Consider the following 23,194-nt stretch of genomic DNA (forward strand, 5'->3'; position numbering starts at 1 on the left):
AGTTTCCACAGCCCCTACTACTACTAGATCAAAAAATTAAATTAGGCAGGGATCGAAATTTCAGATCTGTCCTACGCGCGAGGCAAATTTTCCAAAACTCGACCGCAAGGAGAGGGATCCAACCGGGGCAGTCGGTGTAGGATCTGCGTGTGCAGCCCTCAAGTGCCCCCCATGGTGCAAGCTCAACGTCCTGTGGATCGAGAACTCGAGGCCGAGTCATTTGCGGCAGTGTTGCGCAGCAGCAAGACTGCAGCTCCTCAGCGTGGGGAGGGATACCTTGACGGGGCCGTGGACTCGTCTCCGGAGGGTTTCAGCTTCACCTGCGAGCAAGCCGATCTCAGCCACCACCTCACTTCCGTTGGACGGGCTGTGGCCAGCCGCCCCGCCCTGCCCGTTTTGGCCAATGTGTTGGTGGAGGTCGATGCGGAAACTCAACGGGTTGCCCTCACTGCCTTTGACTTGAACTTGTGCATTCGCAGCGAGTTCGAGGCTCAGGTCAGGGGATCCGGTCGCACCACCCTGCCGGCCAAGCTGCTCAGCGACATCGTCAGCCGTCTGCCCAGCGGCCCAGTGACTCTTGACGCGAGCAGCCAAGCCCAGGAGAGTGCCCCTGTGATTCTCATGTCGGCAGCCGGCCAGTATCAAGTGCGCAGCCTGTCGGCTGAAGAGTACCCCACCCTGCCGGAGATATCGCTTCCCGCCGCCGACGCAGATGGCGATTTTGCGGGGGAGGAAAGCCCGACAGCTCAGGCTCTGGAGCTGCCCATCGAGAGCCTGTTGCAGGGGATCGGCCAAACCCTTTTTGCGGCCTCTGGAGATGAGACCAAGCAGGTGCTCACAGGAGTGCATGTCAAGCTCTTGCCAGGGGATCCCCCTTGCCTGGAGTTTGCAGCCACCGACGGGCATCGTCTGGCGATGGTGCAGGTGGAGGCCGAAGGGATCCCGGTTGCTTCGGCCCATGGGGAAATAGGGTTGGATTTCACCATTCCCGCTCGCACTTTGCGAGAGGTGGAGCGCATCCTCGGCACCCAGACCGCGGCCTCTACGGTGGAATTGCGGTTTGACCGATCCCAGGTGCAGTTTGTGCTGCCTCCTCGCGCCAGCAAAACGCAGTGCCAACAGCGGATCACCAGCCGCCTTTTGGAGGGCCAATATCCCGACTACAACCGCCTGATTCCCAGGCAATTTGAGCGGCAGATAACCCTGGAGCGTCGGCCTTTGATTGAGTCGCTGGAACGGGTGGGAGTACTTGCTGCCCAAAGAAACGACATCGTCAAGTTCAATCTTTCTGCCGCAACCCAAACCCTGCGCATCAGCACCGAGGCGCCCGATGTGGGCAGTGGCGAGGAATCGTTGCCAGTGCAGATGTCTGGTCCTGACCTGGAGCTGGCCTTCAATGTGCGTTACCTGCTGGATGCCCTCAGGGTGTTTCATACGCAGCAGGTGAGCCTGGAGCTAAACGGCGCCACGCAGCCGGCCATCTGGAAGCCCCTTGGGGCAATGCGGCTCTGTTATTTGGTTATGCCGGTGCAGCTACGGGCTACCTAGTCTTAGGAGAGCTCCACCCAGCTCTAGTCCAAAACTCTCAAGATCATCTCAGTACAAATCTACAGTTGTTTGTACAAATCTACAGTTGTTTGCATTGCCCCCTCTCCCAGAGGGAAAGGAGCCAGGGATGGTCGCGGAAGCGGCGCCGAGCGTTCAGGGAGCATGCCTCTAACCCCCAAAACCCTGAACTTTGCTGAATTTACTGAGCTTTAGGCGGTTTGGCAAAAGTCATTGAGAGGGATATAGTAGACCAAGTTTCCCCCTGATCCTTGAGTCCACCGCAACGGTTGCCGGGAAGTGAAGGGGGAAAGCGCTCGGGGGGTATTCCTCAGGGCTTTGCGGGATACCGCCTTCCTGCTCAGAGATAGGCAGGATGCGATCGCTTCTTTCCTGAACCATGTTCAGGAGAGTTCAGCGTGAATGTATCAGTGTCCTAATCTAGCTTGAAATGACCGTGTTTTAGGTGGGGCTACTGTGTTTGAGTCGATCCAGCTCAAACAAAGCGGTGGGTAAACTCCTGCACCAAGTCCACACGTCCTTTGCGCAAAACCGCTCCCACGAGAGCAAGACCATGGCGGCCCAGCACTGTGGCCTCAGAAAGAGGGTAGGGCATGTATGTTAGCTTGCGTCCCTGGCCCAGAGACAATAGCCCCACCATTTTCTGGCGCCGGCCTCGAGGCCGCAAGATCCTGCTAGGAAAGCGTATCCAAGTTAAGTAGAGGGGGCTTCCAAATCGTTGCTGCCAGCTGCAGAGCTGGAATTGCCTTCCAGGGCTGCTTGGGCGTTGCGGCGCAGGCGGTGGGCCTTGAGCCGGCGCAGGGCAGAGGCCGGAAACTTGTGGTCGAATTCCCGATCATCGATCCGGGCCAGCTCCTGGAGATCAGGGGCAACATTCCAAGAGTAGGGCTGAAAATCCGGGATCCGGCTGGGTTGGGCAAAGCGTTGGTTCCAAGGGCAGACCTCCTGGCAGATGTCACAGCCGGCCACCCAGTTGTGCAGGTTCTGGGCAATCTTGGCAGGGATCCGCTCAGCGTGGCTTTCTAGGGTGTGATAGGCGATGCAGCGGCGGGAATCCACCACCCCCGGACTGACGATGGCCTGCGTGGGGCAAGCCTCTAGGCAGCGGGTACAGGTGCCGCAGTGAGCGGTGTGGGGCTGGTCAGGGAGCAACGGCAGGGTGGTCAGGATCACTCCCAGAAACACCCAGGAGCCGTACTCGCGGGTGAGCAACAGGCTGTTTTTGCCGATCCAACCCAAGCCCGCCTGCATGGCCCAGGGCTTTTCCGCCACCGGGCCGGTATCGACATAGCATCGACCGCGGTAGTTCGGAAATTGCGCTTGCATCCAGAGGTGGAGCTGCTTCAGCCGCCGTCCCAACACGCGGTGATAATCTCGACCCCAAGCGTAGCGGGAGATCTTGCCTTTGCCCGGATCCTGGCTGTGGCAGATGGGGGTGTAGTAATTCAAAGCCACACAGACCAACGACTGCACCCCCGGCAGCACCTGCTTTGGATCCATTCGCCTAGGATCCGCCATCCAGGCCATGTCGGCGGCCATGCCCGCAGCCAGCCAAGCTTGCAGGCCCCGCAAGTCGGGGGGATCCTCTATGCTGGCAATGCCGACTTTGTCAAAACCCAGGGCCAGGGCCTGTCGTTTCACCTGCTCTGTGATGCTGGCCCGGTCTGCTTCTTCTGGCCACACAGGGACATCCAACGCTACTTTGGCAAGCCCATCACCCGACGATAACGAGCTTCCAGATGCTCTGCCTGCTGGGATCGGCGGAAGGGATCCCAGGTGCTGTGGGCAAACAGATCCTGCCGCAGCTTGGCCACATCCACCGTCGTCACGGCTCCGCCGGACACTACCTGTTTTCCTCGCACCCAAACGCTATGCACTGCCTGGGTGGGCCGACCCAACACCAGCAGCCCAATGGGATCGGTACGGGGCAACAGCGACAGTTGGGTGAGATCGTACAGCACCAGATCCGCTTGCTTGCCCACTTCCAGGGATCCCAGCTCCTCCCCTAGCCCCAGGCCAATGGCCCCACCGCGGGAGGCCATCTCCACACTCTCGCGGGGCGAGATCCAGTGGCGGTAGTCGGGATCGGTGATGTTGTGCAGGATGGTGCCGATTTTGATGGCCTCCAGGAGATCCTGGGAATCGTTGCTGGCAGCCCCATCGCAGCCAAAGGCCACGTTCACCCCTGCCCGGCGGTATTTCAAGATGGGGGCAATGCCGCTGCCCAGGCGCAGGTTGCTCAGGGGGTTGTGAACAACGGTAGAGCCGGTGCGGGCCAAGATCTCGATATCGGCATCGCTGAGCCAGACGCAGTGGGCCAAGGAAGTTTTCCGGTCTAGGTAGCCCAAGCGCTCCAGATGCTCGACTGCGCTGCAGCCGTACTTTTCCTGGGCCAGCATCTGCTGGGCACGGGTTTCCAACAGGTGGGCGTGGCGGGGTAGGTCATACTTCTGGCTTAACTCCGCACAGCCCTTGAAAAGCTCGTCTGAGCACAGTTGGATCCCTGTGGGAGCCACCATGAGGGTAATGCCCTCTTCTGGCCGGTGAAAGCGCTGCACCGCCTCTTCCACAATGGCCAGCACCTCTGCTGTGGAGAGGGGATAGGTTTCCGGCTCCCGATCCCAAGAGGAGCTGCTGGGCAACCCCCGAGAGAGAGCCTGATCCTGGATCAAGGGGCCCACGAAGGCGCGGATCCCGACTTCTCGGTAGGCCCGTACCGCCGCCTCAATGGTGGCCAACTCTTGGCCTGGGATCAACACCAGATGATCCACCACCGAGGTGCCCCCCGTCAGCAGGGTTTCCACCGCCGTCCCCAGCGCGCTGAGATAGATTTTTTCCGGATCCGGCGGCGCATACTCGTGCAGTTGTGCCAGCCACAGCTCCAGCGGATAGGGTGGGATGATCCCTCGCTGCCACATTTCGGAAGAATGGGTGTGGGCATTGACAAAGCCCGGCAGCAAGAGTTGGTTACTGGCATCCAGTTCCAGGCTGTCTGCGCCCGTTGCGGGTAATCCTCTGCCTATGGCAGCAATCCGTTCCCCCTCGATTCGCACATCTGCGGTTTCGTAGCCGGTGGCGGTGGGAATTAACGCATTGCGCAAGATAAAACTCATGCCCGGGATCCAAAAAGGCCGTCTGCTACCTTAGCGTGCTGGAGTTAACCCTGCCAAGGCGGGAGGATCAGAACATTTGCATGCATAACCTAGCCTTTCCCCCAAGGGATACCCAAGCGTAGTGGTTATAGAACTGCCGACATAGAGGTGCCCACACTCTCCATAACGCAGTTTCAACGCCTCTGCACCGCCGACATGGCCCTACAGCTCAGCCTTGACCGGCTATTTCTTTTTCTTGGCGGAGCCTTTTTTGGCCGGCTTGCTCTCGGCAGCAGGGGCCGGTTCTGGGGCAGGTTCTTCAGGAGGAGCGGGTGGAGTCTCTTCCACTTTGGGGGCCTCTGCCGGCTTGAGACCGGCTTGAGCGGCAACCTCAGCAGCAAAATCCACTTCTTCTTTCTCGATCCCCTCTCCCAGGACAAAGCGCACAAACCGCCGCACCCGAATGTTTTCCCCCAGTTTGGCAATGTGCTGCTTCACCAATTCCTCTACGGTGATCGAGGAATCTTTAATAAAGGGTTGATCCAACAGGGATAACTCTTTCAGGCGCTTTTCGATGCGACCTTGCACGATCTTCTCGCGTATGTTCTCCGGCTTATTGGCCAGATCTTCTTTGCCCATTTCAATGGCTTTTTCCCGCTCCACCACTTCAGCAGGGATCTGGTCAACGCTGACGTATTCTACGTTTTGGCAGGCGGCAATCTGCTTGGCGATGTCTTGCACCAGTTTCTTAAAATCTTCGCTGCGGGCCACGAAGTCCGTCTCGCAGTTCACTTCCACCAACACCCCAATTCGATTGCCGAAGTGGATGTAGCTGTCAACTGCCCCCTCTGCCGCGACGCGACTGGCCTTTTTGGCTGCCCCTGCCAACCCTTTCTGTCGCAGCCAGGTGATGGCTTTCTCCATATCGCCACCGGAATCTTCCAGGGCTTTTTTGCAGTCCATCATGCCTGCGCCCGTCTTTTCGCGCAGCTCTTTGACCAGTTTGGCATCAATGCTCATGAGGGCTCCTCGAATGAAAGAACGGGAAGAATGTGGCGGGATATGAGTGAGAATGAGCGGGCTTCGGTAGAATTGTAAACCTAGATTTCAAGAATACACGCCTCTGGATAGGGAACAGGCAGGGAAGTGCCCGGATTGCACGGGATCCCTGCCCTCGGTCTAGCCTTCCTCGGCTTCTCCTTCTTCTTCGTCCTCCATATCCTCCAGCATGTCGTCGTCCAGATCCATGGCCCCTTCGTAGTCGTACTCATCCTCTTCAACGGTGTCGAGCTGCCCATGCCGCCCTTCGTAGATGGCATCCGCCAGCTTGCCTACAATCAGCTTAATCGCTCGGATGGCATCGTCGTTAGAGGGAATGAAGATATCGCTGAGATCGGGGTCGCAGTTGGTGTCCAGCAGTGAGATGATCGGGATGTTCAGCTTGATACATTCCTGAACGGCGTTGGCCTCCCGCCGCTGATCGACGATGATCACCGCATCGGGGAGCTTGCGCATCGTTTTAATGCCGCCTAAGTACTTTTCCAACCTGGCCAACTCTCGCCGCAGACGGCTGGCCTCTTGTTTGGGCAGGCGATCCAGAAGACCACTGCTCTCCATCTCCTCAATTTCTTTGAGGCGGTCGATGCGGGTTTTGATGGTGGCCCAGTTGGTGAGCATACCCCCCAACCAGCGCTGGTTGACATAGTAGCTGCCACAGCGACGAGCCTCTTGAGCGATGATCCCGGCAGCTTGCCGTTTGGTGCCCACAAACAGGAAGCGCCAACCCCTGTCAGCAGCATCCCGCACATACTCGTAGGCTTCGTTCAGATAGCGGGCCGTCTGCACCAAATCGATAATGTGGATGCCGTTCCGCTCGGTAAAGATGTAGGGCCGCATTTTCGGGTTCCAGCGGCTGGCCTTGTGGCCGAAGTGAACCCCTGCCTCCAACAGTTGAGGCAAACTGACTACGCTCATGAGTTTTTCCTCTCCTACGGGTTAGCCTCCGCCCGAACGGATCCCAGTTACGGCCTTCCCGCCGGTTACCTGCACAGAGCGCTCTACCCCCATTGGCAAGGAACTCAGGAGCTGTTGCAGCAAACCGCGAAAGGGCTGTTAGGACACCCGGTGGTTCAGGCGTGTGATTTTTTAACAGCTTAACCAGGCTAGCACGTTTTTCGCAGGATCCCGCAGCTTGGGGTTAACTCTGGCGGCGATCCAATGCTAAACTGGCTAAGCGCTTCATAGGCTTCTACCTGTAAGTGCGTCGGGGCGTAGCGCAGCTTGGTAGCGCACCACTTTGGGGTAGTGGGGGTCGTGGGTTCAAATCCCGCCGCTCCGATACTGAGTAATCAGGGGAGGGCTTGAGCCGGACAAAGCCCACTATGCCGGAAACTTTGAGGTACTTTGGCTCCGCTGTCAATCCCTTGCCATTGGCTCCGTTGATCGGCAGCCTTAAGAATCAGGTCACAAGCTTGGCCGGACAATATGGGATCCCGGTTTTACGGTGCTGGATCCCGATGCGGAGCCGACCTTGAACAACATGGGGTTTCGACGGATCTGGAGCGCTTAATCACGGCCCAGGATCCAGGCAATAAGGGGGGGATCCCTGTGGTCAAGATAATACCGAACGGCTTGGGTCAGGTCGATTTCCAGGTCGCGGTTTTGGATGTCGGTGATCATCCTGTGCATAAGCTCCAGATGGATGCGGTCGTCTTGGGTGAGCAGAGCATACTTGCCATTGGGGCTGTTGTTGAGGGCGGCCAAGGCCGCTTGGGTGGCGGTAGCCGTTTTGGAAGGAGGCTTAAGGCGGGCATCCCGTAGCAAAAGAAACTGAAGCTCAGGGTGAGCAATCACCAATTGGTTGAAGTTATTGAGCTGTCCATACATGCTGCTGGGACCCACTTGGATAAAGGCGATCACCCGCTTCTGGGCGGAGAAATAGAGGTGATCTGGAAGTTTGCGTTGGCCCAGTCTCAGGGTGCTCATGGGGAGGGGATGGATCCCTTGTAGGGCATTGCCGATGGTGCGCAATTTGCCGATATCGGCTGTGCTGTCGATGATCGCCTCTTGGGGATAGGCGGCGCGGAGCTGAGCCTCAGTGGTGCGGAGATAGGGATCCAGCGTCTCAACAAGATCGGCAGATCGGCTGGGATCCCGAAGGGGTGGAGATAGAACGATGGAGGGGCCGTGGGCAGGCAGAAGGGGGATGAGCAGTTGTTTGAGGGTTTGCAGCTCAGTCTCGAGGCGCTGGACGCGGGCGGGCAGGTCGCTGGCAGTGGGCAGAGCTTGTACCCGTGGGGGGAGAGGGATCCCGTTGATGTAGTGGCGATAGTAGGCTGAGGCCCGGTTGAGAATGGCCCGGATGGAGGGTTGACCAAGAATATCGCTTAGGTCATCGGCGGTAAAGAGAGCTTGGAGGTGGATCCCTGAAGGCAGGCGGCTCTGGAGAAGGGCTTGAAGCTGGGGAAGAGAGGGGAGATCTAGGGAGAGGACGGTTTGGGAGAGGCGATCGACGGTAGCCCGGTCAAATTGGGTTTGGAAATGTTGCCAACGATCAGGAAACAAATTAAGGACAAACAAACTGTTGGGAATACGGGTAAAAAGCTCTTTTAGAGCATCGCCAAAGTTGAGAAGGATATCTCGATTTTCCTCTCGGCCCAGAGCCTCCAATTGGTCGAAGACAATGATCAGGGGCTGGTCAAGCAGCGAAAGCCTGCCGATGACTTTCATCCCTTCTAGGGCAAAGGTGTTGCGATCCAGATCTGCACTCCAAGGGGGCAACCCAATCAAGTTGGTTTCTTCAGGATCCAGGTCGGTACCGCTGAGCCAGCGGATGATCTGGTGACGGCGGTTGGGATCCCTGTAGCTGCAGTATTTGATGATGCCCTTGAGAATGTTTTCGGTGGAACCGGTAAGGAAGTTTTGCTCTGCCCACCAGCGCAGAACCAGTTTTTCAATGGCTTGCCATTGCTGACGACGACGCTCGGTGCCTTCTGCTCCCAGGCGATGAAAGAGGTTGAGGGGATCCGCCGTGAGAAGGGAGAGAAGCTCTTCAGTTTTTGAGGTTTGGGGGAAGGTTTTCAAGATTTCCACAAAGCTCTTGGCAATCAAGTAGTCGAGCTGGGTGTGGTGATGGGCATCTACCCGTTCGCGCAGGGATTCCAGGGTGTGGCTGTAGATGTGGTGGTAGATGTTGTCGGGATGGGTGGGCTGAGGGATAAACAGGAGACGGTTGTGGCGCAGGAGGTTTTGGGCCACCCGCATGATCAGGTGGGTCTTGCCGGATCCAGGTTCTCCCAGTAAGACAACCCCTCGGCTCTGGTGGTTGGGATCCCGTTGGATGTCCTGTAGGGTGGCAGTGAGCTGCTGGTACTGAGGCTGATAGATGGTGGTCTCGTCGGGATAATGCTGAAAGGGATTGTCAACTCTGCTGTTGGCGAAAGGATTGGGAACATTCTGGGCTTTGAGCTGAGCGTGGGTGAGGTGGCGATAGAGGTGGTAGGTAAAGAGGGCATCGTAGCTGGCGTCGTGGGCCAGTTTGGAGTTGAAGTAACCGCTCTCCAGTTGGATCCCAAGATGTTTGCTCAGGTACTCGAGTCCGTAACCGGCGAGGTTGGGAAAACATTGCTTGGCGGCTGACCAAGTACAGAAGATGGGGTTAGGAAGCCAATCTTGGTTAACTTGGTCAAAGGCTTGTTTAAGGATTTTTAGGTCGTGATCTGCATGGTGGAAAACAAGGGTTTTACCTTGTGTCAAGCGCTGTAGATCCGCAACGATCTGGGTCAGGGGCTTGGGCTGGGGGTGGTGGGGCGAGTATTCTTGGGTGTAGGCGTGGTAGATGAGCTGGCCGCTGCTGTCGATAAGGGCGATTTCTTTGAGGTTGGGGTTGCCCTCGGTGTCGATAACCAAGTAGCTCATGGAGGGGCGGGATCCCGTGATGCTAATGTGCTCAATATCTCAGTGTAATTCTGGGTAGGCGGGTTCACCCGACACCAAGGGAACTAGAGATGAGTGAGCAGTGGTATTTTGCATACGGAAGTAACCTAGATGCCCAGCAGATGGGACACCGTGCTGTTGATTTCAAGGAAGCTAGGCGTGCTCGTTTGCAGGGATACCGCCTGACGTTCAACAAGCGCGGCAACGATGGAACCGGCAAGGCCAACATTGTCCGGGATCCCTCTGGGGTTGTGTGGGGAGTTGCCTATCTGTGCAGCTCGGACAGGCTGGAGAGGATGGATCGGTATGAAGGAATTCCGGGAGGTCATTACCGTCGCCAGCAGGTTCAGGTTCGAAGCGATGAGGGTGAAGTGATCGAAGCAATGACTTACGTGGCGGGAGATTCATTCATTGATGATTCATTGATCCCAAGCGAGGGATATCTTCAAGGAATCTTGAAGGGGGCACGAGAGCATGGGCTTCCCCCCGACTACATTCATCAAATTGAAGCGATGGGGTTGGGTGGCTGAGAGCACTCTGTCCAAGGGGATTGAGGCTGCTGGCAAACAGGTTCCTGCCCCTGACCTTAAGATGGAGCCTCAAACCAGGTGGGTTGATCCCGAACGGTTTTGGCAGCGTCCAGATCCAAGAGAGTGCGGCCTATCCGATAAAAGTGACGGCACATCCGTTGGCAATCCGAAAGGTCGGCGACTGTTATCTCAATCACCTACAACCATGCCAAACAGGCCACAGTAAAAGGCTGGCCATCGCAATGGTACTCCTCTTGCGTCTACAGATGCGGTGGGGCTAGTGTTGCCAGACTCTCATCTAACTCAGTAACTGTTCTTGCAACACGGAGTTTCTCAATAAAACGATGTAGTCTTGAATCTCTTGCGGAAGCGTTTTAATGTCGCTATCCATTTGTCGATGAACAGAGAGAACCTCAACTCCAACCAGTTGATTTTCCTTGTCGAAATCCAAAACAACCCCAGGGGCAATCTCCTCCGAGCTTTGGACTTGAGCTGTTGTCAAACGAATATATCCAGCACCCACATCAGGATCAAACTCGATGAAAGGTCTCATGGCAGCTTTTTCCCCATTGTTCGATCAAAAAAGATAGCCACCACTGTCCAAGGATCCGTTGATTCATCGTAAACAATCTTCAGGAGGCGATTGCCGTACTCCGGAATTCGACCATAGGCTTGCTTGAGCTGAGGATCTTTGGGATCCACTTGTACGTAGTCAGGGCAGCTCAGAACTCTCTCGATCCACTGGCTTGCGATCTCTTGTCGCTGCTGCAGCCGTCTCAACGCATGCTCAGATAGCCGAAAGTGCTCAGACTCTAACACGAGCTACCCAAATGAGATAAGGAGCCGCTGGCGGGAGCTGACAACTCTTTTTTTCCTGCGGTTAAAGAGTAAACCTTGCCATATCATCTTCTCCACCGGATCTCGACCGTCAAACGGGGGGATCCCTGAGCAAGCTAGCTCTGAGATAGGCGCTTCACCTCAGCTCCAGAGAGCAGGCGATGGGCTTCTTGCAACAAAGCCGGGATCCGGTCGCGGTGGGGGCTGTGGATAAGATAAGGTCGCAGGGCTTCGGCATCCACTTTGTCTGCCCGCTGGCCGGGGAGCCAACTGCCGGCATTGCCCAACAGGTTGTAACGGCTCTTGGCATAGTCCACCAAGTCATAGGCCAAGACCAAATTGCGCAGCAGCAGAATGAACGGGATATTCACTTGTCCGGGGGTTTGGTCGTAGCGAGGCAGGCCCTGGTGCCAAGTTTTGGCGTAGTGCTCTCCCACCTTCTCGATCAAAGCTTGCTCTAGGCGGGCCAGGATCGGCGGCAACAGCTCATCAGCCCGATCCAACAGCTCCACCGCCCGCAGGTGCTCATCAAAATCGCTGGGCCGAGCTGCCCCAATGCTGAGGGTGTGAACCTGGGGATGGGACAGACAGAACAGGTCGTTGAAGACCATCGGGCTGAGGGGTTGGCACAACTGCACCAGCTTGGCGGGCGGATCGTAAAGCCTGCCCCCCTTATCCGAGGGACTGATGATGAATACCCCCATATCCTGCTGAGCAGCGGCCTCAATGGCAGGCCAGTTGGTCTGGTTGACAAAATACCAGTGCAGGTTGACGTAATCGAAGCCCCCTGACCGTATGGCTTCCACGATCAACTCCGTTGGCCCATGGGTGGAGAAGCCAACGAAACGCACCCGTCCCTGCCGTACTAGGCGCTGACACACCTCCAGACACCCCCCTGGACGCAGGCTGTGCTCCAAGTCTTCCCAGGTATTCAACCCGTGGATGGCCAGCAGATCCACATAATCGAGGTTCAAGTAGCTCATCGATTGCTCGAACTTGGCCAGGAACTGCTGCGGGTCGGCGCTGGGGCCAATTTTCGTCTGCACAATCAGATCTTGCCGGGGAAAGAGCGGCAAAATGCGGCCCAACTGCATTTCAGAAGTGCCATAGCCGCGGGCAGTTTCGATGTGGTTGATGCCCACCTCCAAGGCCCGGCGAATCGTCGCCTCCAGGTTCTGCTGGCTTGCCGCTGGGATCCCTGACCAAGGAGTATCTTGCCAACTGTGTTGATAGCGCATGCCACCACAGCTCAGCACGGGCATAGACAGCTCGGTACGCCCAAATCTGCGATACTGCATGGTTTTTCCCCTGGACTAAGCCCCATTTTAGAGTGGCCCCACCGCCGAAGCTTAAACCCCAGGCCAACCGCGTTGCGCAGCAGTCTCCATCAGAAATCAGATCAGTCTGGAGATATGAGGCTGCAGGAGAGCGACTAAGCTAGAGTGTTTTAGGAGTACGGGGCTGACGGGGCTCGAACCCGCAACTTCCGCCGTGACAGGGCGGTGCTCTAACCAATTGAACTACAGCCCCAATCGCTGCGAATATCTATTCTGGATGTGGACGAGGATTGTTGTCAATCATGGTGGTTAGTTTGGCAGCACAGGCCGCAACCCTTGTGGATACCGCTCCGCAAAATGGGATCCCAACGGCGGCGATGCAACAGGTGGCGGATGTGCTCACTCAGGTGGCCCAACACCTGGATCACCTGCAATACACCACCTTGCGCTACCCCGATGGCGGCTGGCTGACGGTGCGGGTGGTCGAGGATCCTGCTGCTGGCGACTCATCCTCAGAGGGATCCGAGCCGGCAACTCATCTGTGGATCCCGGCCTTCGGCCACCTGGAAGATGCCCACACCACGCTGGCAGAGCTTAAGGATCGAGCGCCGGAGCTGGAGACCGCTTCTTTTGGGGTCTTGGAGCTGTTGTTCTTGGCGTTGGGCCTTTCTCGGGCCGATGGCATCGTCTTTTACGACCAAGCTGGGGATCGGCAACAGGGCAAAACCGTAGCCTGCCGAGCTCTGACGGAACAGGTCAACCGGTCTCTTCGCAGATGGGCCTCTCCACCCCCTTCAATGGCTTGAGCTCTTGAACTTTTCTCTTTTATGGTTTTGTGGTCATTTCGATTCAAACTAGGACAAAGCGTTGAATGCGGAGGGCCAGAAGGCTTTTCTAAGGACTCCGTCCCGCTTGCTCGATCAGTAGCCCAGGCGTCTCATCCTAACCTGAAACAACTATAAAACTATTAAAACTATTAAAGTTAAAGATCGCAACGCAAAATTCCAGATCCGCCAGATCCGCAATCCGCCCTGCGTCAACTCAAGATGGCTCCCTGTCGGCGGGCAAACTTCCGTAGCTTCTCGTCCATCCGCGCCCCCCGTAGATCCGCTTTGCAAAAGTTGGTAAAGCGCTTGCTCTTTTCTTCTGGGTATCGAGCCAAACGAACCCTGCCGGCCATCGACCAGATCACCGAGCTGGCCACCACCAAGGCGATCCCAGCCGCTCCTAAAGCATAAACCAAATTGCCCGTGGTCAGGCGGACAAGCAAAAAGGCCAGGATCCCTGAGCCCAGCAGCCCCCCCAAGCCTGTCAGGATCCCTCCCAATGTTTTGGCCGATCCAGACAGTTGGCTCAAAACCCGTAGCCAATGGGGTTGAGGGGTGTTGAAGAGGATCCCGCGCAGATCCGCCCCCTGCAAGTTGGCCCCTGAGAAATCGGCCCCCCGCAGATCGGCCTGGCGCAAATCATAGCCGGCTAGGTTTTGGTTGGCAAAGGACTTGCCCCGTAGATCGGCCCCCGCCATGGAAGGGATCCGCGGTGGGGTAGCCGGCTTGATCCGTCCGCCGCCTGTGATGCTGCTGGCTCGGCCCAGTTGGGTAAAACCGGTGGTGCTCCCCCACTCAGAGGGGATGGATAGCGGGCTGCTGGCTGTCATTCCCCCTGCAGTGAACTGAGGTAGGGGTGTGGGCACGAAATCACCCGAGCGGCGCTTGGCCCAGTAGCCGGAGATCACCGATGTGCTGGGATTGGCAGACAGGGGAGAGCTGGGCAACACAATCGGCTGAGAGATCGGGCCGCCTGCCTCTTCCACCGGGATCCCTTGCAACGCCCGCAAGACCTCGGTGGCGGTGGCAAAGCGCTGATTGATGGCCGGCTGCAACATGCGGTGCAAAATGGCGTCGAATTCCGGGCTGAGCTGCAGGCAATCCGACCAATCCCACTGTCCCGTTTCATGGTTATAAAACTTGGCCGGAGATTCCAACGTCATCAAGTTGATGCAGGTAGCCGCCAAGGCATAGAGATCGCTAGAGGGACCGACCGCCTGGCCGGCTACTTGCTCTGGGGGAGAAAAGCCCAGCGAGCGAATGGCCGTCGCCTCTTCTGCCGAATCCTGGCCCGGGCCGAGCTGCTTGACGGCCCCAAAGTCGATCAGCACCAATCGACCATCTTCTTTGCGACGAATCAGGTTGGCGGGTTTAATGTCTCGGTGAACCGTGTTTTGGCTGTGGACATAGCTGAGGATCAGCAGCACCTCCTGCATCACCTGCCGGGTTTGTTCTTCGGAAAAGGGCCCATTGCGACGCATTTCTTGCGAGAGGGTGGTGCCCTGGATAAATTCCTGCACCAAGTAGAACTTGCCGCCTTCCTGAAAGTGGGCGTAGAGCTTGGGGATCTGCGAATGTTCGCCCAGGCGCTCCAACACTTGGGCCTCGCGATTGAAGAGCTCCTCCGCCAGCTTGGCCAGTTGCGGGGATCCCTCGACCGGGCGCAACTGCTTGATCACCCGCCAAGGTTTGGAGGGCATGTCCTCATCCCGCGCCAAAAAGGTAGAGCCAAATCCCCCCTGGCCGATGCGCTTGAAGGCCCGGTAGCGATTGCGCAGCAGGAGGGGATGGCCACAAGAGGCACAGGTAGAGGCATCCGCCGGGTTTTCCGGGTGCAAACAGGCAGGGTTAAGGCAGTAGCAAGTGAGCATACCAGTTTGGGGTTACCGGCTGGCGATCCGGACAACCGAGACGGAGCCAAGAAGTTGGCAGGCAAGTTGTGAGAGATACATACAGGTTAGACCAAGAAGAAACAAATCTTGCACAACTGCCTCAGATAGGCTGATCTTAGCGTCTGCCCGCCCTGAGGTTCATCGGACAAATCGCTTAGGTTTTCGGCGGATGGGGTTTGGTGGAACAGAGGAGAACAACAAGGGCTGGACTGCCCTGCAGAGGGAAAACTTAGAATTGATGAATACAGCCATCTTCGATGAATACAGCCATCTTCGCCTGTCATGTTTCCAGCGCTTTCCGGTGCCGCCATTCGGCAAACTTTTCTGGACTTCTACGCCCAGCGGGGCCACCAGGTGTTGCCCAGCGCCTCCTTGGTGCCCGAAGATCCGACGGTGCTGCTGACCATTGCCGGCATGTTGCCCTTTAAGCCCATTTTCCTGGGGCAACGGGATCCGGAGTACCCACGGGTTACAACGGCCCAGAAATGTGTGCGCACCAACGACATCGAGAACGTGGGCCGAACGGCGCGCCACCACACCTTCTTCGAGATGCTGGGCAACTTCAGCTTTGGCGACTACTTCAAAAAAGAGGCCATTGCCTGGGCCTGGGAGCTGGTGACGGAGGTGTTCGGCCTGCCCCCGGAACGGCTGGTGGTGAGCGTCTTTCGCGAAGATGAGGAGGCTTTTGCCCTCTGGCGAGATGAGGTAGGGATCCCGGCCCACCGCATCCAGCGCATGGGAGAGGCGGATAATTTCTGGGCTGCCGGCCCCACCGGCCCCTGTGGCCCTTGTTCTGAGATTTACTACGACTTCAAGCCGGAGCTGGGGGATGAGCGGATCGATTTGGAGGATGACTCCCGCTTTCTGGAGATCTACAACCTGGTGTTCATGGAGCTGAACCGGGATAGCGAAGGTCACCTGATGCCGCTGGCCAAGCAAAACATCGACACCGGCCTGGGGTTGGAGCGGTTGGCCCAAGTGTTGCAGGGGGTGCCCAACAACTACGAGACGGACTTGATCTTTCCCATCATTCAAACGGCGGCTGGGATCGCCGGGCTGAACTACTCCAAGGCCGACCCGGAGCAGCAAATCTCCCTGAAGGTGATCGGGGATCACGCGCGGGCAGTGATGCATTTGATTGCCGATGGGGTGCTTCCTTCCAATGTGGATCGGGGCTATGTGCTGCGGCGGCTGATCCGGCGAATGGTGCGCCACGGTCGGTTGCTGGGGATCGGCGAGCCTTTCACCATCCCGGTGATCGAGACCGCGATTCAGTTGGCCGAGGCTGCCTATCCTCAGGTGCGGGAGCGAGAAACCCTGATCAAGACCGAGCTGCAACGGGAGGAAGAGCAGTTTCTCAAAACCCTGGAGCGGGGGGAACGGCTGCTGCTGGATTTGTTTACTGCCGTCGAATCTTCCCGCCGTGACAGCAGCTCGCCAAAGCAGATCTCCGGCGCCGACGCCTTCAAGCTCTTCGATACCTACGGTTTTCCGCTGGAGCTGACCCAAGAAATCGCCCAAGAACACGGCTTCAGTGTGGATCTGGAGGGCTTTGAACAAGAAATGGAGAAACAGCGGCAGCGGGCCCGCGCCGCCCACCAAACCATCGATCTCACGGCCCAGGGATCCCTGGACGAGCTGGCGGATTTCCTCAGCCAAACGGAGTTTTTGGGGTACAGCCAATCTTCTGCCCGCGGCGTGGTCGAGGCCCTGTTGGTCGAGGGGAAATCGGTGCCCCAAGTGGAGGCAGGGCAGGCAGTGCAGGTCGTTTTGGATCGCACGCCCTTCTACGCCGAGTCCGGCGGGCAAATTGGCGACCGGGGCTACCTTTCTGGGGACGGCCTGCTGGTGCGGATTGAAGATGTGCAAAAGCAAGGGGATCTGTTCGTTCACTTTGGCCGTGTGGAACGCGGGATCCTGCGGGTGGGGGATCCCGTCCAAGCCCAAATCGACCTGGCCTGTCGGCGGCGCGCCCAAGCCCACCACACCGCCACCCACCTGCTGCAGGCGGCCCTGAAAAGAATTGTCGATCCCTCGATTGGTCAGGCGGGATCCCTGGTGGCTTTTGACCGGCTGCGCTTTGATTTCACCCTATCCCGGCCAGTCACCCCTGAGGAGCTGGAACAGATCGAGAACTTGGTGAACACCTGGATTGCCGAGGCCCATGCTGCTCAGGTGGCGATCATGCCCCTGGCCGAAGCCAAAGCCAGAGGTGCCGTGGCCATGTTCGGGGAAAAATACGGCGCCGAGGTGCGGGTAATCGACTTTCCGGGGGTGTCGATGGAGCTGTGTGGCGGCACCCACGTCAACAACACCGCCGAGATTGGCCTGTTCAAGATCATCGCCGAGACCGGGGTGGCTGCTGGGATCCGTCGCATCGAGGCCGTGGCCGGGCCGGCTGTGCTGGAATACCTGAACGAGCGGGACAGGGTGGTGCGGGAGCTGAGCGCCCAATTCAAAGCCAAGCCCCAGGAACTGCCGGAGCGGGTTGCCGCCCTACAGGCGGAGCTGAAAGCTGCTCAGAAGGAGCTGGAGGAGGTGCGCAGCCAGTTGGCCTTGGTGCAGGCCGAACGTTTGCTGGCCCAGGCGGTTGCCGTCGGAGATCTCAAGGTGCTGGTGGCCGAGCTGGGATCCACCACCCCTGAGGCCCTCAAAACCGCTGCCGAGCATCTGCTCCACAAGCTGGGGGAAGGGGCAGTGGTGCTGGGATCGGTGCCGGAAGCCGGCAAGGTCAGCCTGGTGGCTGCCTTTAGCCCTGCTGTGCAGCAACTTGGCCTGAAGGCGGGATCCTTCATCGGCGAGATCGCCAAACTGACTGGGGGCGGTGGTGGCGGACGGCCCAACTTGGCCCAAGCTGGGGGCAAACAGCCGGAACAATTGCCAGAGGCTTTGCGGGTGGCCCGGGAGCGGTTGCAAGCGGAGCTGATCTCGCGCTAGGGGAGCGAAGCCCTTTTGAGCAGCAACAGGCCGTCCATCAGCCACTACAGTCGTTCAGTTTAGAGTGCTGTTCAGTTTAGGGTGAGACGCCTGGGCTATTGAGGGAAGCCTTCTGGCCCCGTATTGGGTTATGGGTTTAGTGTCCTAGTTTGAATCGAAATGACTATAAATCTTCGGCCAGTGGGGTTTCCGACATGTCTTCCAGGCTCAGTTGCACCTGCCGCTGCAGCGCCTGAATCGCTTGGTATTCCTGCTGGATGCTGGCCTGGTACTGGGCGGCCAGGGCAGTGTTGCCTTCGGAAAAGGCTTGATCCCACAGTTGGGTCCAGTAGCGGTAGCGCTTCTGGCGAATTTCCAGCTCCATGTTGGCAATGGCGGCCCGCACCACCATCCGTGGACGCATCAGGGCTACGCGGGTATTTTCGTCCAACCAGAGCAGATGGCTGAGGCGCTCGTTGAGCTGCTCATCTTGGGCACAGAGGGTGCGCAAAGCCGTCAGCAACGTCTCTTCTTGCTCTTCCAGCTCCGGCTGTGCCGAGATCAGTTCCAAGATCCGCTGCCACAGCTCCCGGTGGGGGCGAAAACTAAATTGCAGCTCTCGCTCCAGCAAAGTTTGCCGAATTTCGCGGCGATACTCGCCAAAATGCAGAAAAATCTGCAAAAGATGGGACTCCGACTGCAAGAGTTTGGATCCCTTATTGAGGGAAGGTTGCTGGGGTTTGGCCCAGCGGTACTGCCGCACGGCTCGGCGCAGGTCTTCTTCCAAATCTCGACTGAGGCGACCGTTGCCGCGGCTGAGCAATTCTGCCACTTTGTGCAAATACAAAGAGCGCCATTGTCCACCCAAACCGGCCAGCAGTTGCACAAGGGCTTGACGGGCCTGCTGAAAATCGGTGGCTCGGCTCAGATCCCGACCGGCCAACACCTGTTCAATTCGCCAATCCAGCCACAGGGGAGCTTGCTCGATCAGGGTTTGCAGTTCAGAAACCGCTCGCGTCGGCGGGGCCGAGCTCTTGTACTCCCGCAAAAACTCGTCGGCATCTTTGCCCTCAGGAAGGGTGAGAATGCGCAGCTCAATTTCTCCGCGCCGCGCTTGTTCTTCAACGGCTTCAATGGCTCGGTTGGCGGCGTTCAAACCGGCCCGATCCGCATCAAAATTGAGGATCAGCCGCTTCGACTGGGTGTAGCGCAGCAGGGTCTTCACCTGGTGGGGCGTCAAAGCAGTGCCCATAGCGGCTACGGCATAGGCAACCCCCGCCTGATGCAGGGCGATGACATCGAAATAGCCTTCCACCACCAGGACTTGATCGGCCTTGGCAATGGCATCGCGGGCAAAGTTGAGGCCATAGACCACCTGGCTTTTGTTGAAGAGCTCTGTTTCTGGAGAGTTGAGGTACTTGGGCTGTCCTGACTCCCCCAAGGCTCTGCCGGCAAACCCGATCACCCGCCCCTGCACATCGAAAATGGGCAGCATGATCCGGTTGCGAAAGCGGTCGTAGTGGCCGGATCCCTGCTGGCGGGGAACCAGCAATCCAGCCTCTTCTAAAAGTTTGACCGGTTGGCGCTTGTGGTTGACCAAGTATTCGTAGAGAGATTGCCAGCCGGGGGGAGCAAAGCCGATTTGAAATTTTTGCAAAGTTTCTTCGCTCAGGTGGCGGCTGTGCAGGTACTGGCGGGCGGCAGCTCCCACCTGGGAGCGGAGGGCATGCTGATAAAAATCGGCGGCCATGGCCAAAATCTCCAGCAGCTTTTCCCGGTGGGAGAGTTCCCGCTCATCAAGGGATCCCAAGGGCTGCGCCTCGGGATTGCGGGTGGGCAGAGGGATGTGGTATCGCCGCGCCAAGTGGCGCACGGCCTCAGCAAAGGAGAGATGCTCGGTCTGCATGACAAAGCGCAGCACATCTCCCCCTGCCCCGCAGGAGAAGCACTTGTAGATCTGCTTGCTGGGGCTGACCTGAAAACTGGGTTTGTGGTCGTTGTGGAAAGGGCAAAGCCCAACGAAGTTCTTTCCCTGCTTGCGCAGCACCACTTTTTCGGCCACCACTTCCACGAGGTCGGCCTTTTGGCGCACCAACTGAATGAAATCGGGGGGCAGACCGCTCATGGCTTCGGGGGATCCTGACCTTATAGTAGCCGGGGGAAACTCGACAGGCTGTCTTTTGACCTGGCCCAACGGGCTTGGGATAATGGGCGGGCCTTAAAGGCTAGTTTTCGGTCAGTCCCTGAGATGAAAATGCGAATGATCAACCTTTTTATAGGGCTTTTGTTGGCAGTCTCTGCCCTCTTTTTGAGCCCGCAAGCGGCTTCTGCCGAGCCGGATTTGGCCTTGGGAGCCAAGGTCTTTCAGGCCAAATGTGTGGGTTGTCACTTGAACGGGCGCAACACTTTGGTGGCAGCGAAAAACCTTTCTCTGGCGGCTCTTCATGAGTACCACGTAGACACCCCTGAGCTGATCCAGGCCCAAGTGAGAAACGGCAAAGGGGCCATGCCGGCTTTTGCCAAGATTCTCAAGCCGGAGGAGATCGAGGCGGTGGCGGCCTACGTTTTGGATCGCGCTGAGCACAACTGGAGCAGAGGCTAGTGTCCAAAGAGAAGACTCAAGATCCAGCCCTGCTCCAGGGGAGACCAGTGGAGCGGCTGCCTCACGAGCAGGGATGTGAAGGACAGGGATCCCGCCGCAAAATCCTGTCGGTTGGCGTGGGAGCCCATGGCTTGGTGGCGGTGGGCATTTCTGCCCATGGGGTAGTGGCCATCGGCGTGGTGACCCACGGCATCCTCTCCATTGGCCTAGTGGCTATGGGGGCGCTCTCCTTCGGGCTGGTGTCGATGGGCTTGGCCAGTGCCGGCCTGGTGTCGATGGGCCTCTCCAGTTGGGGACAGCACAGCATGAGCGTAACGGAATCCCACGGATCCCATCACCATCCCTAGGTTTTGACAAACAAACACTGCATTTTTCTCTTTCTCTACAGGTTTGTAAGGAGCATCTGCGAGTGTTCAGTCTGCAAAGTTACTTGACCCTGGCCAAGAAATCTCTGCTGGCCCTGGGAATGAGTTGTTTGCCCCTTTCTTCTGCCTGGGCCCATGTCACCGTCCATCCCAAAGAGGCCACGGCGGGCAGCTATGCCAAGCTCACCTTTCGGGTGCCCCATGGCTGCGATGGATCCCCGACCGTTCGCCTGCGGGTGCAGATCCCAGAGGGATTCGTCTCTGTGAAGCCGATGGTGCATCCCCTGTGGAAAATCGAGACGGTCAAAAAGCCGCTGGAGACCCCCTATGAGTCGCATGGGAAGATGATTACCGAAACGGTTGCCGAGGTGATCTGGAGCGGCGGCTCGCTGCCCGATGAGTTCATGGATGAGTTCAGCATCCGCGCCAAGCTGCCGGATCGGCCCGGCGAGGTCATCCCCATCCCAGTGATTCAGGAGTGCGAGCAGGGCATGTACCGCTGGATTCAGGTGGCTCAGCCTGGCGAGGATCCCAACAGTTTGCCGGAGCCGGCTCCGCTGCTGAAGCTGACAGGTGGAGACAGTGGACAGGGTCACGGTCAAGGCCATGGGCACGGCCATGGACACGGTACCCGCTAAGCGGTCTGCTTAGGAGCATGTTTCATCCCAAAAGGGGTTTTGCTTGGATTTGGTCTGGGATCCTCTGCGCCTTGCTGTGGGTGGCCGGGATCCCGCCCGCTTTTGCCCATGCCAGCTTGCTCTCCACCTTCCCGGAGGATGGGGCGGTGCTGCAGGAAGCGCCGACACAGGTGCGGCTTGTTTTCAATGAGCCGGTGCGGATCACGCAACTCCAGGTTTTGGGTAGCAGCGGACGGGCGCTAGCTTTGGAAAACGTGGTGAGCACCGGCAACGCGCCGCAGGGGGATCTGCCCCAGGAGATCCCAGAGGGGGTTTACATTGTCAGCTGGCGGGCCATTTCTGCCGATTCTCATCCGGTAAGCGGTTCGTTTGTTTTCCTGGTGGGAGCGGATCCGGAGCGAGTTCAGACGGTGAGGGCGACCCAGCTTCAAGGAAGGGATCCCTTGTACTGGCCGCTGGTGGGGGTACGCTGGGGGATCTACTTGGGCAGCCTCTTTGTGGTGGGGGTGCTGGGCTGGTGGCGACTGTTGCGGGGGCAGCGGAGCAGTTTCGCCGATTCTGATCGCGTCAGCGGGGCGGAGCCCTTATCTTGGGCTTTTGCGACAGCTTGGATCACCCTCAGCTTGACCGTGGTGGCCTTCAGTCTGCATTTGGCCCAGCTCTACCCTTACTTTAATGGGCGAGAGCTGCTGCGTGTGATGCTTTCTCCCTACGGTTGGGGTACAGGGCTGCGGCTGGTGGGGCTAGGGATCCTGATCTGGGCCTGTGAGGGAGGTGCCGTCTGGGCCAGCGGTATGGGGTCGGTGTTGGTGCTCGGCTCCTTTTTGCCCATTGGCCATGCTCTCACCAGTGAGCATCCGATGGGGACAATGGCGCTGCTGGGGCTGCATCTGGCCGGTTCAGCTTTCTGGTTGGGAGGGTTGTGGGGGCTGGAGCGCCTGCTGGGCAAGGAATCTGCTCTCTACCCATCTGTAGGCATCATCCAACGGTTTTCTGACGTGGCCACCTGGGCGGTACCGGGGCTTATCCTGGCGGGGGTGGGGATGGGTGGGATCCACCGCGGCTGGGACTGGGATCATCCGTATGGGCAGTATCTCTGGGCCAAGCTGCTGCTGGTGCTGATGATGGTGGGGTTGGGCGCCCACAACAAGTTTCGGCTGGTGCCGGCATTGCAGCAGGGTGGGCAGACGGTGGGCCGGTCGCTGCGCCGGATCGTCCGCCTGGAGTTGGTGGGGCTGATGCTGGTGCTGGCCTTGACCAGCTTCCTGGTGGCCCAGGCTCCTCCCAGTAATGGAAGGCAGGGCATGGGATCCCCCCTGGAATCAGGTTGGCAGACCAGTTGTGAAGAGAGCTTGAACTGGCCGGAAGGCAGCCTGCACCTGAGGATTCTGCCCTGTCGTCCTGGGGAAAATCAAATTCGGGCTGAGGTGAAGGGAGTCCCGGCCCAGGAATTGACCCTTGGGTTTTCCCTGCCAGAACAGGGGATCCCCCCTCTACGCCGCACTGTAGCGCCGGATGGGCCTGGCCAATTTGTGGTGGAAAATGTGCCTCTGGCCCTGGCGGGGGAATGGCAGATCGAGGTGAGACTGCTGATCAGCGATTTTGAAGAGCGGCGAGGTCAGATCGCGGTTTCTCTCTGACTGAATTGTTACAGACATTGAAGATCGCGAAAAGAAAAAGCAGAAAAAGACCCTGGATAGGAGCTGTGGATTGCTCC

At 58.2% G+C, this 23,194-nt stretch carries 18 protein-coding genes and 2 tRNA genes; 9 read left to right on the plus strand and 11 right to left on the minus strand.

Features of this window, described 5'->3' with window-relative positions; genetic code table 11:
• The first annotated feature begins 171 nt into the window (after window positions 1-171).
• Window positions 172-1,548 carry a DNA polymerase III subunit beta gene (gene dnaN, locus ACVWXF_RS03580; RefSeq protein WP_457473652.1) on the plus strand — a complete coding sequence of 459 codons (1,377 nt, stop codon included), beginning with the start codon at window positions 172-174 and terminating at the stop codon, window positions 1,546-1,548.
• Between the two features lie 711 nt (window positions 1,549-2,259).
• Here the strand turns inward: dnaN and queG are convergent.
• From queG to rpsB, 4 genes are all read right to left on the minus strand, one after another.
• Window positions 2,260-3,249: a tRNA epoxyqueuosine(34) reductase QueG gene (queG, locus tag ACVWXF_RS03585; protein WP_457473653.1), complete on the minus strand. Its 990-nt coding sequence runs from the start codon at window positions 3,247-3,249 to the stop codon at window positions 2,260-2,262.
• Window positions 3,250-3,263: 14 nt separating this feature from the next.
• Window positions 3,264-4,679, minus strand: coding sequence for an amidohydrolase (locus tag ACVWXF_RS03590; protein ID WP_414407212.1), 1,416 nt, complete (start codon window positions 4,677-4,679; stop codon window positions 3,264-3,266).
• A gap of 222 nt (window positions 4,680-4,901) precedes the next feature.
• Window positions 4,902-5,693 carry a translation elongation factor Ts gene (gene tsf / locus ACVWXF_RS03595; RefSeq protein ID WP_457384367.1) on the minus strand — a complete coding sequence of 264 codons (792 nt, stop codon included), beginning with the start codon at window positions 5,691-5,693 and terminating at the stop codon, window positions 4,902-4,904.
• Window positions 5,694-5,837: 144 nt separating this feature from the next.
• Window positions 5,838-6,632, minus strand: coding sequence for a 30S ribosomal protein S2 (rpsB, locus tag ACVWXF_RS03600; protein WP_414328871.1), 795 nt, complete (start codon window positions 6,630-6,632; stop codon window positions 5,838-5,840).
• A 290-nt stretch (window positions 6,633-6,922) separates the two neighbouring features.
• On the opposite strand from rpsB, the gene ACVWXF_RS03605 reads away from it, so the two are divergent.
• Window positions 6,923-6,996 (plus strand) — tRNA-Pro (locus tag ACVWXF_RS03605).
• Window positions 6,997-7,223: 227 nt separating this feature from the next.
• Here the strand turns inward: ACVWXF_RS03605 and ACVWXF_RS03610 are convergent.
• Window positions 7,224-9,575 carry an AAA family ATPase gene (locus ACVWXF_RS03610; protein ID WP_457473654.1) on the minus strand — a complete coding sequence of 784 codons (2,352 nt, stop codon included), beginning with the start codon at window positions 9,573-9,575 and terminating at the stop codon, window positions 7,224-7,226.
• A gap of 89 nt (window positions 9,576-9,664) precedes the next feature.
• Here ACVWXF_RS03610 and ACVWXF_RS03615 point away from each other — a divergent pair, with 89 nt between their 5' ends.
• Window positions 9,665-10,123, plus strand: a complete 459-nt coding sequence (locus ACVWXF_RS03615) for a gamma-glutamylcyclotransferase family protein (RefSeq protein ID WP_414342279.1) — start codon at window positions 9,665-9,667, stop codon at window positions 10,121-10,123.
• 298 nt (window positions 10,124-10,421) lie between these two features.
• Here ACVWXF_RS03615 and ACVWXF_RS03620 read toward each other — a convergent pair whose 3' ends face one another.
• The 4 genes from ACVWXF_RS03620 to ACVWXF_RS03635 form a co-directional block, all read right to left on the minus strand.
• Window positions 10,422-10,676 carry a DUF2283 domain-containing protein gene (locus tag ACVWXF_RS03620; RefSeq protein WP_457473655.1) on the minus strand — a complete coding sequence of 85 codons (255 nt, stop codon included), beginning with the start codon at window positions 10,674-10,676 and terminating at the stop codon, window positions 10,422-10,424.
• Window positions 10,673-10,942 (minus strand): DUF4258 domain-containing protein, encoded by a 270-nt coding sequence (locus ACVWXF_RS03625; RefSeq protein ID WP_457473656.1) that lies wholly within the window; start codon window positions 10,940-10,942, stop codon window positions 10,673-10,675. The genes ACVWXF_RS03620 and ACVWXF_RS03625 overlap by 4 nt, the downstream gene beginning before the upstream one ends.
• A 134-nt stretch (window positions 10,943-11,076) precedes the next feature.
• Window positions 11,077-12,258, minus strand: coding sequence for an aldo/keto reductase (locus ACVWXF_RS03630; RefSeq protein ID WP_457473657.1), 1,182 nt, complete (start codon window positions 12,256-12,258; stop codon window positions 11,077-11,079).
• Window positions 12,259-12,416: 158 nt separating this feature from the next.
• A tRNA-Asp gene (locus ACVWXF_RS03635) sits at window positions 12,417-12,490 on the minus strand.
• Window positions 12,491-12,539: 49 nt separating this feature from the next.
• Between ACVWXF_RS03635 and ACVWXF_RS03640 the strand changes: the two genes are divergently transcribed.
• The gene (locus ACVWXF_RS03640; protein WP_457403491.1) at window positions 12,540-13,043 is read left to right on the plus strand and encodes a hypothetical protein; all 504 of its coding nucleotides are present in this window, start codon (window positions 12,540-12,542) and stop codon (window positions 13,041-13,043) included.
• A gap of 230 nt (window positions 13,044-13,273) precedes the next feature.
• On the opposite strand, the gene ACVWXF_RS03645 is transcribed toward ACVWXF_RS03640, so the two are convergent.
• Complete coding sequence (locus tag ACVWXF_RS03645) at window positions 13,274-14,935, minus strand: protein kinase domain-containing protein (RefSeq protein ID WP_457473658.1); 1,662 nt, start codon at window positions 14,933-14,935, stop codon at window positions 13,274-13,276.
• Window positions 14,936-15,238: 303 nt separating this feature from the next.
• Between ACVWXF_RS03645 and alaS the strand changes: the two genes are divergently transcribed.
• Window positions 15,239-17,893 (plus strand): alanine--tRNA ligase, encoded by a 2,655-nt coding sequence (alaS, locus tag ACVWXF_RS03650; protein ID WP_457473659.1) that lies wholly within the window; start codon window positions 15,239-15,241, stop codon window positions 17,891-17,893.
• 163 nt (window positions 17,894-18,056) lie between these two features.
• On the opposite strand, the gene dnaG is transcribed toward alaS, so the two are convergent.
• Window positions 18,057-19,997, minus strand: a complete 1,941-nt coding sequence (gene dnaG, locus ACVWXF_RS03655; protein WP_457473660.1) for a DNA primase — start codon at window positions 19,995-19,997, stop codon at window positions 18,057-18,059.
• A gap of 135 nt (window positions 19,998-20,132) precedes the next feature.
• Between dnaG and ACVWXF_RS03660 the strand changes: the two genes are divergently transcribed.
• The 4 genes from ACVWXF_RS03660 (at window position 20,133) to ACVWXF_RS03675 (ending at window position 23,117) form a co-directional block, all read left to right on the plus strand.
• Window positions 20,133-20,474, plus strand: a complete 342-nt coding sequence (locus ACVWXF_RS03660; protein ID WP_414413566.1) for a c-type cytochrome — start codon at window positions 20,133-20,135, stop codon at window positions 20,472-20,474.
• On the plus strand, window positions 20,474-20,821 hold the full coding sequence (locus ACVWXF_RS03665) for a hypothetical protein (protein ID WP_457445165.1): 348 nt from the start codon (window positions 20,474-20,476) through the stop codon (window positions 20,819-20,821). The genes ACVWXF_RS03660 and ACVWXF_RS03665 overlap by 1 nt, the downstream gene beginning before the upstream one ends.
• Before the next feature lie 62 nt (window positions 20,822-20,883).
• Window positions 20,884-21,477: a YcnI family protein gene (locus ACVWXF_RS03670; RefSeq protein WP_457445163.1), complete on the plus strand. Its 594-nt coding sequence runs from the start codon at window positions 20,884-20,886 to the stop codon at window positions 21,475-21,477.
• Between the two features lie 17 nt (window positions 21,478-21,494).
• On the plus strand, window positions 21,495-23,117 hold the full coding sequence (locus ACVWXF_RS03675) for a copper resistance CopC/CopD family protein (RefSeq protein WP_457397587.1): 1,623 nt from the start codon (window positions 21,495-21,497) through the stop codon (window positions 23,115-23,117).
• The last annotated feature ends 77 nt before the right edge of the window (window positions 23,118-23,194 follow it).

This window comes from Thermostichus sp. MS-CIW-40 (assembly GCF_054058315.1).

Excerpts from the sequence above, each read along its gene's own strand:
- alaS (WP_457473659.1), top strand. The coding sequence starts at position 15,239 with ATGTTTCCAGCGCTTTCCGGTGCCGCCATTCGGCAAACTTTTCTGGAC.
- dnaN (WP_457473652.1), top strand. The coding sequence starts at position 172 with ATGGTGCAAGCTCAACGTCCTGTGGATCGAGAACTCGAGGCCGAGTCA.
- ACVWXF_RS03640 (WP_457403491.1), top strand. The coding sequence starts at position 12,540 with ATGGTGGTTAGTTTGGCAGCACAGGCCGCAACCCTTGTGGATACCGCT.
- ACVWXF_RS03660 (WP_414413566.1), top strand. The coding sequence starts at position 20,133 with ATGATCAACCTTTTTATAGGGCTTTTGTTGGCAGTCTCTGCCCTCTTT.
- ACVWXF_RS03645 (WP_457473658.1), bottom strand. The coding sequence starts at position 14,935 with ATGCTCACTTGCTACTGCCTTAACCCTGCCTGTTTGCACCCGGAAAAC.
- ACVWXF_RS03615 (WP_414342279.1), top strand. The coding sequence starts at position 9,665 with ATGAGTGAGCAGTGGTATTTTGCATACGGAAGTAACCTAGATGCCCAG.
- ACVWXF_RS03630 (WP_457473657.1), bottom strand. The coding sequence starts at position 12,258 with ATGCAGTATCGCAGATTTGGGCGTACCGAGCTGTCTATGCCCGTGCTG.
- ACVWXF_RS03675 (WP_457397587.1), top strand. The coding sequence starts at position 21,495 with ATGTTTCATCCCAAAAGGGGTTTTGCTTGGATTTGGTCTGGGATCCTC.
- ACVWXF_RS03620 (WP_457473655.1), bottom strand. The coding sequence starts at position 10,676 with ATGAGACCTTTCATCGAGTTTGATCCTGATGTGGGTGCTGGATATATT.
- dnaG (WP_457473660.1), bottom strand. The coding sequence starts at position 19,997 with ATGAGCGGTCTGCCCCCCGATTTCATTCAGTTGGTGCGCCAAAAGGCC.
- ACVWXF_RS03610 (WP_457473654.1), bottom strand. The coding sequence starts at position 9,575 with ATGAGCTACTTGGTTATCGACACCGAGGGCAACCCCAACCTCAAAGAA.
- ACVWXF_RS03590 (WP_414407212.1), bottom strand. The coding sequence starts at position 4,679 with ATGAGTTTTATCTTGCGCAATGCGTTAATTCCCACCGCCACCGGCTAC.
- rpsB (WP_414328871.1), bottom strand. The coding sequence starts at position 6,632 with ATGAGCGTAGTCAGTTTGCCTCAACTGTTGGAGGCAGGGGTTCACTTC.